11 protein-coding genes are annotated in these 16223 nt (G+C 53.2%); 7 read left to right on the top strand and 4 right to left on the bottom strand.

Annotated elements, in window-relative coordinates:
• Nucleotides 1-102: 102 nt before the first annotated feature.
• Nucleotides 103-486, bottom strand: a complete 384-nt coding sequence (locus C6366_RS15520) for a hypothetical protein (protein WP_107739547.1) — start codon at nt 484-486, stop codon at nt 103-105.
• Between C6366_RS15520 and C6366_RS15525 the strand changes: the two genes are divergently transcribed.
• On the top strand, nt 485-877 hold the full coding sequence (locus tag C6366_RS15525) for a hypothetical protein (RefSeq protein WP_107739549.1): 393 nt from the start codon (nt 485-487) through the stop codon (nt 875-877). The two genes, C6366_RS15520 and C6366_RS15525, sit on opposite strands and share 2 nt — an antisense overlap.
• A gap of 91 nt (nt 878-968) precedes the next feature.
• Here the strand turns inward: C6366_RS15525 and C6366_RS15530 are convergent, their stop codons facing one another.
• The 3 genes from C6366_RS15530 to C6366_RS15550 form a co-directional block, all read right to left on the bottom strand.
• Nucleotides 969-1991: a hypothetical protein gene (locus C6366_RS15530; protein WP_107739551.1), complete on the bottom strand. Its 1023-nt coding sequence runs from the start codon at nt 1989-1991 to the stop codon at nt 969-971.
• A gap of 16 nt (nt 1992-2007) precedes the next feature.
• The gene (locus tag C6366_RS19385; RefSeq protein WP_146164883.1) at nt 2008-6579 is read right to left on the bottom strand and encodes a hypothetical protein; all 4572 of its coding nucleotides are present in this window, start codon (nt 6577-6579) and stop codon (nt 2008-2010) included.
• Nucleotides 6580-7409: 830 nt separating this feature from the next.
• Complete coding sequence (locus C6366_RS15550) at nt 7410-9203, bottom strand: GLUG motif-containing protein (protein ID WP_107739559.1); 1794 nt, start codon at nt 9201-9203, stop codon at nt 7410-7412.
• A 1268-nt stretch (nt 9204-10471) separates the two neighbouring features.
• On the opposite strand from C6366_RS15550, the gene C6366_RS15555 reads away from it, so the two are divergent.
• From C6366_RS15555 to C6366_RS15585, 6 genes are all read left to right on the top strand, one after another.
• Complete coding sequence (locus C6366_RS15555; RefSeq protein ID WP_107739562.1) at nt 10472-10978, top strand: NUDIX hydrolase; 507 nt, start codon at nt 10472-10474, stop codon at nt 10976-10978.
• A gap of 10 nt (nt 10979-10988) precedes the next feature.
• The gene (glgA, locus tag C6366_RS15560) at nt 10989-12455 is read left to right on the top strand and encodes a glycogen synthase GlgA (protein WP_107739564.1); all 1467 of its coding nucleotides are present in this window, start codon (nt 10989-10991) and stop codon (nt 12453-12455) included.
• A gap of 51 nt (nt 12456-12506) precedes the next feature.
• Complete coding sequence (locus C6366_RS15565; RefSeq protein WP_107739566.1) at nt 12507-12716, top strand: SAP domain-containing protein; 210 nt, start codon at nt 12507-12509, stop codon at nt 12714-12716.
• A 3-nt stretch (nt 12717-12719) separates the two neighbouring features.
• The gene (gene pdxA, locus C6366_RS15570; RefSeq protein WP_233248533.1) at nt 12720-13793 is read left to right on the top strand and encodes a 4-hydroxythreonine-4-phosphate dehydrogenase PdxA; all 1074 of its coding nucleotides are present in this window, start codon (nt 12720-12722) and stop codon (nt 13791-13793) included.
• 170 nt (nt 13794-13963) lie between these two features.
• Nucleotides 13964-14533, top strand: a complete 570-nt coding sequence (locus C6366_RS15580) for a helix-turn-helix domain-containing protein (protein WP_107739570.1) — start codon at nt 13964-13966, stop codon at nt 14531-14533.
• Between the two features lie 17 nt (nt 14534-14550).
• On the top strand, nt 14551-16215 hold the full coding sequence (locus C6366_RS15585; RefSeq protein WP_107739613.1) for an AMP-binding protein: 1665 nt from the start codon (nt 14551-14553) through the stop codon (nt 16213-16215).
• The last annotated feature ends 8 nt before the right edge of the window (nt 16216-16223 follow it).

The following is a 16223-nucleotide window of genomic DNA, read 5'->3' on the forward strand; positions in this document are numbered from 1 at the left end:
GCTGAGTCGGTGGGGATGGTCCGGGGGAGTGAGAGTGGAGGGGCGAGTGTGGAAAAGCAAGGGCTTCGCCCTGAGCGGGAAGTCCTTGCCGTGTCTTGAGGATTACTGCGTGTCAGGCTTGGCGGCCTTGTCCAGGTGGGCCAGGAAGGCTTCCAGGGAATCGGCTTTGATCAGGCTGACGGAAAGCCCCTTGAGGGCGCCGAGATCCTCGATAGCGCTGAGCTTACCCGTGAGCCCCATGGGGATGTGATCGAACTTGGCAAGTACAAGGTCCAGGATGGTTGAGCGGACTCCCTCAACCTGGCCTTCGCTCCTGCCTTCAATCTTGCCTTCATCCCAACCCCGCCGCATCCATTGATCCGCGAGCGTATTCATAATGTCCTTACCTCCTTGGGGAAGCATGGTTAAGGCGTGTTCGTAGTCTTCTTGTTTCAACCGTTCCGTGGCCTTGGAGAGATACGTCAGGAAAACGACGATATACTCCATGGCCTCCCTGGGCTCCAGGCTTTCAAATGCGGTCTGGGGTCAGGTCGTGTATTTTGATTTCTTGCGAGGGAAGCTGGATACATGGCAAGATTACTTCGGATTGATTAAATTTCCTGGCACCATCTATCATGTGATTGCTCGGGGGCCATTTCTCCGGAAGATGACCGTATTCACTGCAATTCCTCGGCTCCAACGCTTTGCGCTGCGACTTTCCCCAGACACTCATTTCCCGGAACGGCAGTCAAAGCCGAGCCGGAACAAGGCCATCGCAGCAGCCCACATTGACCACGGTTGCTCCCGGCAGTCGATCACCGCGCATCTCGGCCTTCATTACGCTACTGTCAGCGGAATCATCAAAAAAGAACGAAATACATCAAATAGCAAGACCTGAACCCAGACACTGTAATGTACTTTTGCAAGCATGCTTCCAATATAATCTAAACATTTTAGCATATTGCAGCATGACTGAATAACACAAAAGGCTATTCATCCAGTAGCAGCATCAGCACGCCGGGTAGAGACTGTGTTTCAGGCCATCTGGCCACCGGCAGAATCGGAAAGCCGCCCGGTGCGCCGATGGCCGCGGCTTTTATCAGTTCAGGATGGAGCATGGTAAAACGGTTGGCAAAAGCCCCGGAAGCTGAATAGCCCATCATGAAAACCTTGTCTTCGGTGGCAATGCCCATAGTGCTCAGACGTTCTCTGGCATCGTCGATCATTGCGATCAATTGCAGATCGATGCGTTCAAGGCCTTCTATCGTACTGGTCATGGTGTTCCAGTTCAGGGCGTGGGTATACAGGTCCCTGATCGGTAGATCATGGAGATACGGGCGAGGGAATGCGGGCATCAACACCGGAGAGCCGAGCGCCCGTGCGTGGAAATTAAGCCCATACATCATTGAAAGTGCAACTTGATCATGTACGGTAGGATCATCGTCAGGGTATCCGGTGTTGTTCGGTTCAACCAGCAGGACCGCTTGCGATGGCCGAGGGTTGTCCGGGATCAGCAAATAGTAGGGCCAGTAAAAATTCCTGGAAGATTGTTCCGGCGTGATTCGAATGATTTGATAATCCTGGGCGTATGCATTCCCGGGATTGCCGCTCTCTCTGAAGAATTGAACGACATCCAAGCGCATTTGTTCGGTTATTTCATGCCCCACGCCAGGATAAAGCACAAACATGCTGTCGCATCCAACTGCGTCGTATATCTGTCGGGCTCGTGGCCACCTTTCGATGGGGACAGAGCCAAAATAGTTTCGCGTTGTCAGGTTGCCCTTCTCGGGCTGGTAGCGATCACCCGTATGGGTATCCATGTCGTTGTCATCCAATGCCCCCATGTAGAGGAATAGAGGGACGGATTTCAACGCATCCAGATTGAATGGCTTGCCGGTAAGCTGTTCGACGTCGGCAATACCAACGGGATAGAGCAGTTCGGCTCCGTGTGAGACGATAGGCTGAAAGAAGGCGAGAACTATTGAGATAATGGAGAGTAACAGTCTTTTCATAGGGCACCTGTCCTGTTTATTCATCCAGCAGGAGCATCATCACGCCGGGCAGGGTCTTGGGCAAATCGCCAACGTATTGCGCTGTGACTGTCCTGTTGCCGTTCATGGTCACGGTGCAGGTTCTGGCGGAATGGTTAGTGGATTTGCATCCGGTCCAACTGTTAAACATTGCTCCACCACTGACGGCTGGCGCAGTCAGGGTTATGGACGTGTCAGGAGTAATGCCCGCCATGGTGTAGTAGGTCGTCCCGCCGTAGACACTTGGACTGCCTAAGATTATAACTCCGGATGTGCCCAAAGAGCTTACCGTCAAAGTGTAGGTTGTCGGCGGCAGATTCTTATAGGTTGCCGTCACCGATACGTTCGCTGCCGACATGGTCACCGCGGTGGACGCATTGTACTCTTCGGCCACATGGCCCACGTCCCCGGTCCACTTTTCGAACACCTGGCCCTCGGGCGGAGCGTTGGCCTGGATGGGTACCACGGTTCCTGAGGCATACTGGCCGGAGCCGGTACCATTATTAACAGTCAGGGTGTAGGCTTCACTATCTGGGGAGAGCAGTATAGCATTGATTCCGGTTCGAGGCTCACCAGAAATAACGATTACTTCGTCAGGAAGTTCAAAAATTGATTTAGCATTGAATAGTGCAGGCTCATATTTGTCAGACAAATCCAGAAATGAAATGAAGTATGTGCCACCCAGCAAGTCACCAATTTCGTAATTACCATGAATATCTGTATATGTATCTCTTGAAAATATAAGATGATGATCGCTGGACCACTTTGAAGCCGTAACGTGAACACCTGATAATGGATCTCCATCGGTATTTGTAACGTTTCCCTGGATACGTGCTGGAATATTAAAAAGTCCTAAAGTATGTGTTCTTTTGATCTCTCCACCGGATCCTTTGAGAGCAAAACTATGATCGCCGACACTCATATTGGATTGTGGTGTGAGTTGCAAAATAGACTGCGATCCTGGTAGGACAGAATTTGGAGAAAAATGGGCATCAATGCCTGGAGGCGGATTTTCCAGACTCAAGGTAACAGAAGCATCGAAGTCATTCTGGGGAATCACATCAATAAGATAAGCGCCCGTCTCTCCTGCTTTCAAAGAGAGCGTGCTAGGTGTAACCTGCAAAATGAAACTTGGCACTGGAATTGAGTATTCAAAGTTAATGACTTTATTGCTGATATATCCTGGCCCGTCTACTGCTTCAATTTCAAGCTGATTATTCCCGACTGCAGGACTAACCTGCACTGTAAACGCACCTGAGTTTTCATCCAAACTTAACGACTGCCAATCGCCTGAATTGAGACGAATACGAGCGCTTGAAACATAACTGGGGTCAGTGACACGTCCTGACAATTCTATAGTAGATGCATGAACTGCATTACCTTCGGAAAGATTATTAAGAAAAATTGATGGTCCTTCAGTGTCCCATGGAGAAAAAACTTTTACTGAGCCTGAGTTGTCCACAGCCCATATTAGGGATTTTGCTGGCTGTTTGATTGCTTCAACCCAATTGGTATTCATACCAAAAGACAAATGTGTGCCATCCTGGTTCCATATTTTTATCCCATCTCCTTTGCTGGAAGAAATCAGTCGACCGTCTTCGAGCCAATGGAGGCTTGCGACATGCCGGTCATGGCCGGTAAAGGAGTATAATTCTTGACCATTATTATTATATATAAATATTGGTGTATGTCCATAAAGGCCATAGTGATCGGTTCCAACAGCTAATTTTGAACCATCAGGGCTGAACGACAATGATTGAACCCGTTCAATAGGATAAATTGTTCCAGTTAACATATTGTTATTGTTGTAAATTTTAACAATAGGATCGACTTCCCACACAGGTCCAACAGGGTTTTCAACATAACTATACGGAGCTTCAGCTTTATAATTTGTTGGAGACCATGCGATAGATGAAATATCCGTTTGGAATGTTGAGAAATTATTTGCTGGAGTCGACGACGAAATGCTCCATATTCTGGACCTACCGCCAATACTATCGTACCAATCCTCGCCTGTCATTATATATTGAGAATCATGGCTCCATATGATATTATATGGATCTTCATATGAATCATTCGTCATTTTTTTATTGTATACAGTATACTCGTTTTGGTTTGCTCCTGTTTTAAAAATTGTAATACCTGGCCTTGTGCTTGTGAAATATCCTCTCCAGCCAACTGCTAAATATTCACCGTTAGGTGACCAAGACACACTAATAGCTCTGTTAGTGTTAGTTGCAGATTGTTGAAGAACAGCTATTGGTATCCACGTTTCAGGAAGTATTGTATTGCTAATATCATAAATCTTGACATAATTGCCATCAAGCGAAGCTAAACTCATTCCGTCAGGAGAAATTGCAATCTTTCCTGTCCCTTTCCGTGTGTTTGAGTGAATAGCATGAGAAATCGATGTGAACGGCTGTATATTGAGTGCTGGTTGGCATCCTGCAACAACATGATGAAAAAAAGTTACATTACTTTGCATGCTTTCAATCGATATTGATAATTCAGCTGTTTGGTCTACTTCCAAAAAAACTCGAAATTGGCCTCTATGGTTCGAACGTGTAGATAGTGGATTTCCGCTTTTATCCCAATCTCTAACAACTCCATTCCATAAATTTCCATTCGATTTATATCTCACGGTAATTTTAACGTCTTTGTTTTGAGCTGGATCACCGTTCATAAGCTTCAAAAGTCCATTAATCTCATAAGTTGAACTATCTTGGTTGCAACTCCCAAGCGAAAAAGGATAGCTGATCTTAACATCACAATCCACAACATTAACTCTAGCAATTTTCATTGAATATCCAGATGCAATTGTACCAACATCATACTGGCCAATTTGACCTTTAGGCGTCCAAGTACTTGTAGCCATGGCAGGATCACCATATGATGAAGATATTATTTCTGGAGGCACATTGGATACTGGAGTTGTATAGCTTGACGTTTGGGAAAAATAGCCCCCATTATCTAAATCTACGAAAGAAACTTCACGGTTTTCGATGAAGGCATTGTCTTGAACTACGGCAGCATAGAGAGTTATTGATTCATGGTTACATATTGAAACAGAATCAGGAAATGCCCATAAATGTAAGTCATCTGTCAGTGGTAATTGTTCTTTTATTGAGAATACATTGCTTTGAGCAGATATTGAAGTGTTAGAGGTTGATGTAACACGAAGAATGCAATTAACTGATACTGGGGATGCGGCTTTCCAGTTGAATGATCCATTATTAGCAAAAGAAGGATTGAGTACAGACCAACTAGATCCTCCATCTCGACTTAATTCGATTTTAACATAACTTCCAACATTTCCGACATTTCCCCATTTCAAAGGAATTGTTGTGCCAACAGTATAAGATGAATTGGATGCGGGAGAGGTTATAGTTATCTGCGGAGGAGTAGGGTCTACAATATCCTCAAAGATGACTTTACCGCTGGCGCTGTCAGTGCCGCCATTCAGACCTTGAGAGTAGATATTGTAATACATCTCTCCATGATCTAGCCAATCTTGGTTCAGGTTGATGACAACATCATGAGTAACAGCATAGCTTGTTTTATCTATATTCAACTCATTGCCATCTGGGGTTAATCCCCAATAAAATGATCCTGTCGACAATTTGTCAGTGTCCCAGCTCACTGTAACTGCACTGGCTAAAGGTAAATACACAGCAGAAACATCGGTGATAGATGTTGATGCATTTACCTGCTGGTCCAAATTAGATAAAGTTCCAGAGTGCATTTTTATCATAAAAAAGAATAGTGGTGGTCGTTGGTATGCCTCGACTATTGCTTTTTTTGAATCCGGAGGGTAGTAATTATTACCATTTAAATATATGTCAAAGTATTGTTTTTTTATTTTAAAAACTTTTTGATCACCTGGTTTGAGATTTGAGAATGTGAAATGAAATGGGTCTAAAATAGACACCTTAACATCAAATGATGTAATCGATGCGGAAGTAATATCATTATTTATTATAGACTGTATCCCTATGTAGACATCGTCTGAAAAAGATGAATAATTGTAACCGACATGCAACTTAAAATCAGCACTAACTTCACGTTCATTACTTAAAAATCTATTTACAGTTCCGTTTACAGTGAATGGAATTGTGTGCCAACTAATATTTAAACCAGAAATATTACACCCAGTAGTAGGATAATTAATTTGACATAGATTAAGAAATTTCTCATAACCTGTCATCCCATTTCCAATAAATTTGGCAACTTGGTGCATTAAAAATCCAGGAATATCAATTACTGACAACATGCTCAAGAAGAATGGAAAACCATCACTTGATGTTTTCTTTGGAAAAATTTCATTTATATAATATACTTGACCATTTATATGAATGCCATTCTCATCAAATAACAATTTATCTCCCGAATCAATTGTTATGTACCCAGTTGAATGATTATCAGATGTATATTCAATATATTCAGCTGTTATACTCAAACTAGTGCCAATAAAAGAAATAACTGTTGGAGCAATACTTGTTTGTGCATAAACATGTACTGTGTTGATATCTATAAAAAAACTCAGTAAAAGTATAAATAAATATTTTTTCATTAAAACCTCCAAAAGAAATCTTACTACTAGAGAAGATTAAAAACGAAGAACAATTATCATTTATCTTATCTATAAAACGAACGTCCATTCCCGCCATACAGGCGAAAATGAGCGCTGTTCATCACAATCGTTGTTTTCATGCTGTCGTTATGCCCTCGCATTACAAACGGGCTGGTTCAGCCCGGAGGCGGCCAGGTGCGGTTGTGGTCGTCAATATCGGTTTTCATTTTTTCCTCTCATAAGACAGAAGAAGTTGTCTCTCGCCAAGGCGTCCAGATTGCCTCACGCAAAGGCCCAGTGGCCGCCAAGGAAAAGATTCACGAAAGCGCGGAAACGATGCTCTTTCGTGAAACCCGGCGTCCTGACGGGTTGAAAAAGCGCCTCTTCTTTGTGTTCTACTCGTATTGCTCGAATCAATACAAAAAACGCCCGTCGTTGCCGGGTGTTAGGCAATGGCGGGCGCTGATGGTCGAAACCTCTCCCTTGGTGATTGATAGGAAGTTCCGCCGCATGCTGCGATTACCGTGTGGCGGAGGGAGATGATATACGGAAGAAGGAATTGGCACGAGAACTCTTATCTACTGGGGATTATCTTCTACCTCATTTCGATTCCGGCAGTCTTGAGAAAATTTTTGTTTTTCTTGCAGTTATTGGCGATCAGGTCAACCCATGCGTCGCCGTCTGCGTCGTCGTCTGAAGAAGCCATCCTGGCAAACGCCGCACGAGGGACAAGTTCAGGCAGAGCGGTCCAAAAGCTATCCAAAATGAAAGGGCGGTCCCGATGGAACCGCCCCTTATGTGTTTTGTGACTGGAGAGGTACTTGCCGGAACTACTCATCCAAAATCAGCATCAACGCCATCGGCAGAACCTTGGGCCGAACATTGGCCGTAAGGTTGCGTTTTCTGGTGGCCGTGAAGGCGAACTGCTCATCCGTTGAGACCACGCAATAACCCGCAAGCCCCGGCCAGGTTTCGATCCAATTGGTCAAAAAAACACCCTGGTTTGACAGCAGGACGGTCATGGTCACGTTGGCCCCGTGGTTGTATGGGCCCGAACCATTGACAGTCCCGTAACTCGCGGGCTTGGCCGCCCCTGCGATGGTGTACTGGCTCCGCACCGGGCTGAAATTGGCCCGCAGGGTGCGGTTGCCCGTGACCCTGAACGAGTACTGCGCATCGCAGGAAACCACGGTGCTGCCCTCGGTCCAGTTGACAAAGACATATCCATGGTCGGGCGTGGCCGAGACCGTGACGGTTGAGCCATGAGCATAGGTTCCCGAACCGCTGACCGTGCCGCCGGTCCCGGCCGTGGGGGTCACGATGTAGGTTGGATCTGTTGTGAATTGCTGGTTGCCCCCATAGCCCGTGCCTGCTGTATTCGTGGCATAAGCCCGAACATAATGGGTCGTGCCGGAAATCAGACCGGTCAGGCTCGCCGTAAAGGCCCCGGTGGACGTGGCCGCCCCCAGGCCCGCGCAATCATCATCTGTGGTCGGGTTTTCAGTAGTCGCCCAGCACACGCCATGCTCTTCGGGATTAGAAGCGCCCATATAGGTAATGCTACCATACCCTGTGGCTGAATTGTGGGTGATGTCGTCCACGGCCTGTGTGGTCACCAAAGGAAAATCTGTGGGAGTAACTCCCCTGAGATACGGATATCCGCTGTTGGTGTCTCCGTCCATGGTCCAAGTGGCGTTGAAATCCCACGGATCATCCAGCCCCTCGGTACCTGTGTTCGTAAACGTAACAATACTCTTCATCTGCGCCGTGGTCTTGCCCGTACCGGCCGCGCTTGAAGTCTGGCCTGATGTCTGGGTGTCCCAGAAGGAATCGGTCACGGTGAGAGCAGCAGCAAGTAATCCCACCAGCCCGCCGACATTCGTTGTTCCTGTCACCGTCCCGGTGGAGTAGCTGCTGATTACGGGTCCGGCACTATTAAGTCCCACCAGCCCGCCGACCTCGTCTGTTCCAGTCACGTTGCCGGTGGCGTAACTGTTAGTCACGGCACCGGAATTCATTCCCACCAGCCCGCCTACAGACTCGTTTCCATTTATCGCGGCAGTGGAATAGGAGCTGGTTATGGTGCCAGGAGTGACGGCAACAATGTTGCCTCCCACCAGCCCGCCGACACCATTATTTCCGGACACAGTGCCTGTAGAGTAGCAGTTGCTTAGTGTGACGCCGTCACTACTGCTCCCAGCCAGTCCACCAACAAGATTTTGGCCGGTAATAGCCACATTCGTCAGGCCGAGGTTTTTGATGGTCGCGCCTTCAGTGGCTCCGAACAGGCCCAGAAGATCTGCCCCTGGCCGGTTGATGAACAGCCCGCTGATGGTATGCCCGTCGCCGTCGAAATTTCCGGTGAACGTGCTGATGGGCTCCCACCCCTCACCCACATTGTATGGGCCCACATCCAAATCAATGTCGTTCATCAACTTGTATGACAACCCGAGAAATCCCCCCCTGATGGAATTGAGTTGCTCTGGTGTGGTGACCTGACAGGGAGGATCACCAGGAGTCCCTTCTCCAGTCATGTCGCCAGGACAACTCGACAGAGCCATTGCCGCGCCGGTCAGGGTCAGGAAAAGCATTGTCGTAAGGACAAGGAAAAGAAATTTCTTCATGTGCGTACCTCGCTTGCTGTCTCATGCCGTGCAAGAGATTGTTGCAGGGTCAGGGCCGCAAACAAGGCCAAGGCCGTCAGGGTCTTGGTCAGGTGGTGCATGAGTTACTCCTGTTTTGATGGCGGTTAATGGGGGGAGAGGAGTGGAAGGCTCAGCAGGCAAGGAGACGACAGCCCGTTTTGCCCAAAACAGGGACGTGAAAACAAAAACGCCCGTTCCGGATAACCGGAAACGGGCGTTTTCATGGTTCGTCTGAAGAGGGGAGTCGGACGGAACCCGGCGGGGCGAAGGCCCGGCAATGGGCTGCCCGGTGGAAGGCGTGCGCTTTTGGAAAAATGGTCAACAACATTGGCATCATATTCCGCCGCGCACAGGCATCGTGCATGTCATGAAAACCATCCCGCGCACGGCAATTGACTCTACACTTTTTAAAGGAGGTCCAACATATCTTCAAGATCATGTCAACAATTAAAATGGCTCATTATGCGTTTCGGACTGTTTTCTTCCTCCGGGAATCACAACGGGATTCAGTTTCATAGCCCAGGGTTGCGGCGCACCGCCGCCGCTGACGCTACCCTGGGAATAGTTCCATGTTTTTTTACCAACCCCAAAGGGTGTTGCGTCCGAAAAATGAAAACTCGGCCAGTAACGAACGAGGCCGTACCTGACGCAACCCAGTTGGGGTTGTTTCTTTATCTTTCAATTATCCCAGGATAGTCCAGCCTTTGGCTGTCCAACCCCAGGCTAGTGGACAATGCCTGGTTGGGACATAAACCGATGGCAAAATCATACCCAGGCGGAGCACCTGTCCGAAACGCATAGTGAGCCATTTTCTGACGGAAAGCCCCTTGAGCGTGCCGGTATCCTCAATGGCGCTGAGCCTGCCCGTGAGGCCCATGGGGATGTGATCAAACCTGGCAAGTATGTGGTCCAGAATGGTTGAGCGAACGCCTTTCAGTTCGCTTTCAATCCTGCCTTCGTCCTTTCCCTGCCGCTTCCATTGATCCGCGAGCGTATTTAAACTTCCTTACCTCCTTGGGGGAGAACAGCCAGGGCTTGTGCTCGATCAGGCGATAAAGACATTCGACGTTTCCGGCCCGAAGCCCTCGTCGACCATGCCGTTTTGACTCGCGCTCCGACAGAGGTGTTGCCCTTTGCCCAGGGTCCGTCTAAGGTGCCTGCACCTCGTTCAGGACCGTTTTTCGCAGTCAACCGCCTTATCTTCATTCTCTTTCCCGACTGTATGCCCCCATGGAAGCGAATCGACCATGCCAGGACTCCAAAAACCCTGCCCCCACTGCGCCAAACCATTGACCGTCTATGCCAACCCGGTGCCCACGGTGGACATTCTGATCACTATTCCGGGCCGGGGAATCGTCCTCATCGAACGCCGCAACCCGCCTCCTGGCTGGGCCATTCCCGGCGGGTTCATCGATTACGGCGAGTCCGCGGAACGGGCCGCGGTGCGCGAGGCCCTGGAGGAAACCGGGCTGGAGGTGGAGCTGACCGGGCTTTTCGGCGTCTATTCCGACCCGAGCCGTGACCCGCGCCAACACACAATCAGCACGATCTTCACGGCCCAGGCCAAGAATCCGGACCAACTCCGGGCCGGAGACGACGCCGGGGCCGTGCGCGTCTTTCCCCTGACCGCCCTGCCCGAGCAACTGGCCTTTGACCACGGGTGCATCCTCCAGGAACTGCGTCTGCGTCACCTGGCCCTGAACCCAACCGGGTTCGCTTCATCGTTCCTTTCTCCGACGCAAGACAAAGCCTAAAGGAATCAGCATGGACAGCCATCCACAGGTCCTGTTCGTGGCCTCGGAAATGTACCCGTTCTCCAAGACCGGGGGCCTCGCGGACGTCATGGGTGCCCTGCCCCTGGCCTTGTCCCACCGCGGGATAAGCGTGGGGGTGATCACTCCGTTCTACGGGCGATTGGCCAGCAGCGAATTTCCCTTGCGGCTGATCTACGAGGACTGCCCTGTGGGCTATCCCTGGCCGGACACCACCGCGGACATTTTTCTGGCCGATTATCACGGTCTGCCGGTATATTTCATCTCCCGAGGCGAGTATTTCGACCGCCGCTTTCTTTACTGCACCCACAAGGGCGACTATTTCGACAACTGCGAGCGGTTCATCTTTTTCTGCCGGGCGACCATGGAATGGGCCAGACGGTTGTCCAACCCACCGGAGATCATCCACGCCCACGACTGGCACGCGGCCCTGGTTCCGGCCTATCTGCATTATTTACGCAAGGTGGACACCTTCTGGAAGAAGACCAAGTCCGTGGTCACCATCCACAATCTGGCCTTTCAGGGCCGCTTCGCCTACCGCCTGTTCCTGGAATCCGGGCTGCCCCCGGCGGCCTGGAACAGTTCCGGGGCTGAGTTCTTCGGGGATTTCAACCTGCTCAAGTCCGGCATCTCCCACGCGGATCTGGTCACCACGGTCAGCCCGACCTATGCCAAGGAAATTCTGACCCCGGAATTCGGCTGCGGTCTGGAAGGCATTCTCAATCACCGGGCCTCGGACTTACGGGGAATTCTCAACGGCGCGGACTACGCGGTCTGGGATCCCCGGCAGGACCGCTTTTTGCCCAGCACCTATTCGCCGGAGTCGCTACAGGGGAAAGCTCGCTGCAAGGAAAGCCTGTTTCATGAACTTTGCCTTGCCCCCGAACTGCTGTCCCGCCCTCTGCTCGGATTCGTCGGTCGTCTCCGAGAGCAAAAGGGCATCGACATGCTCCTGGACATTCTGCCTGAACTGATGCGCAAGGACGTCTGCCTGGTGGTCCTGGGCGAGGGCAATCTGCAGTTTGAGGCCCAGATTCAGGACATGATGGAGACCTACCCGGGGCGGCTCGTGGCCCGCATCGGCTACACCGAAGACCTGGCCCACCGCATCCAGGCCGGGGTCGATCTCTTCCTGATGCCCTCGCGCTACGAGCCCTGCGGCCTGACCCAGATGTACAGTCTGCGCTACGGCAGCCTGCCCGTGGCTTCCGCCCTGGGCGGGCTTCTGGACACCATCACCGGTTACCCCGACCAGGAGTCCACGGGCTTCATCTTCACCCCGCCCGACGCCCGGACCTTTCTGCAAAGCATCGAGCTGGCCCTGAACGTCTGGGAACGTCCGACGGAGTGGAACACCATGCGGATCAGAGCCATGCGCAAGGACTATTCCTGGTCAAGCGCGGCGAAGCAGTATATCCAAGCCTATACGGACATCGGGGCGGACCTGTCCCCGACCTGACCGCCAAATCCGACGACGAGCCTTTATCCTTCAAAAAGAAGAGGTAGTTCCATGAAAATGACGGAAATCCGAGCCATGGCCAAGTCACGCGGATTGAAACTGGGCGTCGGCACCACGAAGATTCATGCCGTCCGCACGATCCAACTGGATGAGGGCAACTTCGACTGCTTCGCCCGGGCCGAAGTCGGCTATTGCGACCAGGAGGGCTGCATCTTCCGCGAGGATTGCCTTTCCTTGGCTCCGAAGCAAAACAACGGGTAAGCCGTGCCCGAACCTTCCGTCCAGGGCCAGATTCAGGGCCTGACCCTGGGCCTGACCCTGGGCCTGACCCTGGGCCTGACCCTGGGCGACCCCAACGGGCTGGGGCCGGAACTGGTTTGTCGTGTTTTCCGGCACGGCCTTCCCAAGTCTCTGACTGGGGTCTCCGTGTTGATTATCGGTCCGGAACAGGCCCTGGCGCACCATCAGCAGGCGTCAGGCGGCCCTGTCTTTTGGCATCGGCTGTCCGATCCGACCCAACCGTCGGAGCGGTTGTCGGAACGATCAACGGACCAGCCGCCAAGCGTCCATCTCTACACGCCTCCGGGCCTCGACGCCTTTCCCATGCGGCCGGGCGCGGCCACTGTCGAGGGCGGCCGGGCCGCGGGACTGGCCCTGGAAACCGCGTGCTCCCTGCTGCAATCCGGCCATGTCCAGGCCCTGACCACCTGCCCGCTGAACAAGGCCGCGCTCCAGCGGGCCGGATTCGATTTCGCCGGACACACCGAGTTTCTGGCCGCCAAGGCCGGATTAGAGCCGGACGACGTCTGCATGCATTTTTGGGGGCCTCGGCTGCGGGTCAGCCTGGCCACCACCCACCCTCCGTTGAGGGCGGTGCCGGGGTTGATCACCACCGAACTGATTCTCCGCAAGCTGGAACTGACCATGGCCGCGATGCACGCCCAGAACCTCCGAGCTCCCGTCGCGGTCTGCGGCCTGAACCCGCACGCCGGAGAGGACGGACGGATCGGTGGCGAAGACCGGCGGGTCATCGCCCCGGCCGTGGTCCAGGCCGCGGCCAGGGGCTGGAACGTGGTCGGCCCGCTGGCCGCGGACACGATTTTCCACCGGGCCGCCCAAGGCGACTTCTCCGCGGTTTTGGCCATGTACCACGATCAGGGGCTGACGGCCTTCAAGCTGTTGCACTTTCACGATGGCGTCCAGATCACCCTCGGCCTGCCCTACGTCCGCACCAGCCCGGACCACGGCACCGGATACGACCTGGTCGGCCAGGGCAAGGCCTCGGCCCAAAGCCTGCGCAACGCCCTGGACATGGCCGCCGCCCTCACAGTCCGATGAAAAACGCCCAATTGCCGCGTCGCCGCAAAAAGTTCAAACTCTTACGTATCAACACATACGCTTCGACCTTGAACTTTTCTTGCTCCTTGCACTTGGGGTTTTTGAACGGCCTGTCGACAAAGACTTTTTCATCACTTAAGTAACGAAACCTCAACCCCAGGACGATCACCATGCCTGACATTTCCCCCGAGACTCCGCCTTACGCCCAGATCGCCCCGCGGTTGCGCGGTCTGCGCGAGGCCCTGGACCTCAGCTTCGAGGAAATGGCCGCCCGGATCGAATCCACCCCGGACAAGGTGGCCCTGTACGAATCCGGAACCGTGGAAATCCCGGTCAGCCACCTTTTTCACACAGCCAAAAGCTGCGGCGTGGACCTGACCGTGCTGCTTTCCGGCGGCGAGGCCCATTTGCACAATCACGCCCTGATCCGCAAGGGCAAGGGCATGAGCGTGGATCGTCGCAAGGACTACGCCTACAAAAGCCTGGCCTACAGCTTCATCGGCCGTCGGATGGAACCGTTTCTGGTCACCGTGCCGCCGAAAAACGAACAGGAACTGACCTTCACCGAGCATGCGGGGCAGGAATTCATCTACATGCTCTCCGGTCGTCTGGAACTGCGCCTGGGAGAGCAGACCCTGATCCTCGAACCGGGAGACAGCCTGTACTTCAGCTCCCGGACGCCCCATGCCCTCCGGGGCCTGGACCAGGCTGAGGCCACTTTCCTCGACGTCATCATCTAACGACCATGCGGACAACCATGCACCAAACCTACCATTCCCACGAAGACTTTCTGAGCAAGTTTCAATTGAAGATTCCGGACAACTACAATTTCGCCTACGATTTTCTGGACGTCCATGCCGCGCGGGAACCGAACCGACCGGCCATGATCCATGTGGACGACGCCGGGAACCGCCGGGACTTCGCCCTGGGCTTTTTCCGGACCGAATCCAACAAACTGGCCAATGCCTTGAAACAACTCGGCCTGAAAAAAGGCGACCGGGTGATGCTCATCCTGCACCGCCGGGTGGAATTCTGGGTAGCCATGCTGGCCCTGCACAAACTGGGCGCGGTGGCCGTGCCCTCCCCGGCCCTGCTGACCACCAAGGATATCGTTTACCGGGTCAATTTCGCCCGAATCAAGGCCGTGATCACGGACGCCGGGGTCGCGCCAGCGGTCCTGGCCGCCCTGCCGGACTGCCCCGGCCTGCGCACGCTGATCCGGGTCGGCGGGGACGGCCCAAAGCCGGGCTGGACCGACTACGCCGCGATCATGGCCCGGGCGTCCGACGTTTTTCCCCGGCCCGAGGATCCGGCTGAAAACGCCGGGGGCCGGGACAGCCTGCTGATCTTTTTTTCTTCCGGGACCACCGGACCTCCGAAGATGGTCGAGCACCTGCACACCTACCCCCTGGGGCACTACGTGACCGGCGTACATTGGCACGACCTGCGTCCCGGGGACATCCACCTGACCCTGGCCGACACCGGCTGGGGCAAGGCGGTCTGGGGCAAATTCTACGGCCAGTGGATGGCCCGGGCCGTGGTCTTTGTCCACGACTTCCGGGGCAAGTTCGACCCGGCCAAACTGCTCGAGCTGCTGGCCGACCACAAGGTGACCTCGTTCTGCGGACCGCCCACGGTCTACCGCTTCCTGATCCGCCAGGACTTCTCCGGCCTGGATCTCTCCAGCCTGCGCCACTGCACCACGGCCGGAGAACTGCTCAACGAGGGGGTTTTTCATGCGTGGAAGGACGCCACCGGACTGCCCATTTACGAGGGGTACGGCCAGACCGAAACCACACTGCAAGTGGCCACCTTCCCATTCATGACGCCCAAACCCGGCTCCATCGGCAAGCCCTGTCCCGGCTGGGACATAGTCCTGCTCAACGACGACGATCAACCCTGCGCTCCGGGCGAGGAGGGCGAGATATGCATCCGCCTGGACGGCGCTGATCCGTTAGGTTTGTTCGCCGGATACCTGGACGAACCGGACAAGACGGCCCAGGCCCGCAAAGGCGGGGTCTACCATACCGGGGACAAGGCCTGGATGGATGAGGAAGGCTATCTCTGGTTCCTGGGTCGGGTGGACGATCTGATCAAAAGCTCGGGCTACCGCATCGGCCCCTTTGAAGTGGAAAGCGTCCTGATCACCCACCCCGCGGTAATCGAAGCCGCGGTGACCGGGGTCCCGGACCCGGATCGAGGACAAACGGTCAAAGCCACCGTGGTTCTGGCTCCGGGCTACGTCGGCTCCGAGGAACTGACCAAGGAACTCCAGAATCACGTCAAGTCCCTCACCGCGCCCTACAAATATCCCCGAATCATCAGCTACGTGGCCGAGTTGCCCAAGACCATCAGCGGCAAGATCAAGCGCGCCGAAATCCGCGCCAAGGATCTTCGCGAAACCAAGGAGAGGCAAGGCTGATCACCACC

The organism is Desulfonatronum sp. SC1, from assembly GCF_003046795.1.
Lineage (GTDB): Bacteria > Desulfobacterota > Desulfovibrionia > Desulfovibrionales > Desulfonatronaceae > Desulfonatronum.

Bases quoted from the DNA above. Each gene is read 5' to 3' on its own strand.
- C6366_RS15565 (WP_107739566.1), top strand. From the start codon at position 12,507: ATGAAAATGACGGAAATCCGAGCCATGGCCAAGTCACGCGGATTGAAA.
- C6366_RS15525 (WP_107739549.1), top strand. From the start codon at position 485: ATGGCCTCCCTGGGCTCCAGGCTTTCAAATGCGGTCTGGGGTCAGGTC.
- C6366_RS19385 (WP_146164883.1), bottom strand. From the start codon at position 6,579: ATGAAAAAATATTTATTTATACTTTTACTGAGTTTTTTTATAGATATC.
- C6366_RS15580 (WP_107739570.1), top strand. From the start codon at position 13,964: ATGCCTGACATTTCCCCCGAGACTCCGCCTTACGCCCAGATCGCCCCG.
- C6366_RS15530 (WP_107739551.1), bottom strand. From the start codon at position 1,991: ATGAAAAGACTGTTACTCTCCATTATCTCAATAGTTCTCGCCTTCTTT.
- glgA (WP_107739564.1), top strand. From the start codon at position 10,989: ATGGACAGCCATCCACAGGTCCTGTTCGTGGCCTCGGAAATGTACCCG.
- C6366_RS15585 (WP_107739613.1), top strand. From the start codon at position 14,551: ATGCACCAAACCTACCATTCCCACGAAGACTTTCTGAGCAAGTTTCAA.
- C6366_RS15550 (WP_107739559.1), bottom strand. From the start codon at position 9,203: ATGAAGAAATTTCTTTTCCTTGTCCTTACGACAATGCTTTTCCTGACC.
- C6366_RS15555 (WP_107739562.1), top strand. From the start codon at position 10,472: ATGCCAGGACTCCAAAAACCCTGCCCCCACTGCGCCAAACCATTGACC.
- C6366_RS15520 (WP_107739547.1), bottom strand. From the start codon at position 486: ATGGAGTATATCGTCGTTTTCCTGACGTATCTCTCCAAGGCCACGGAA.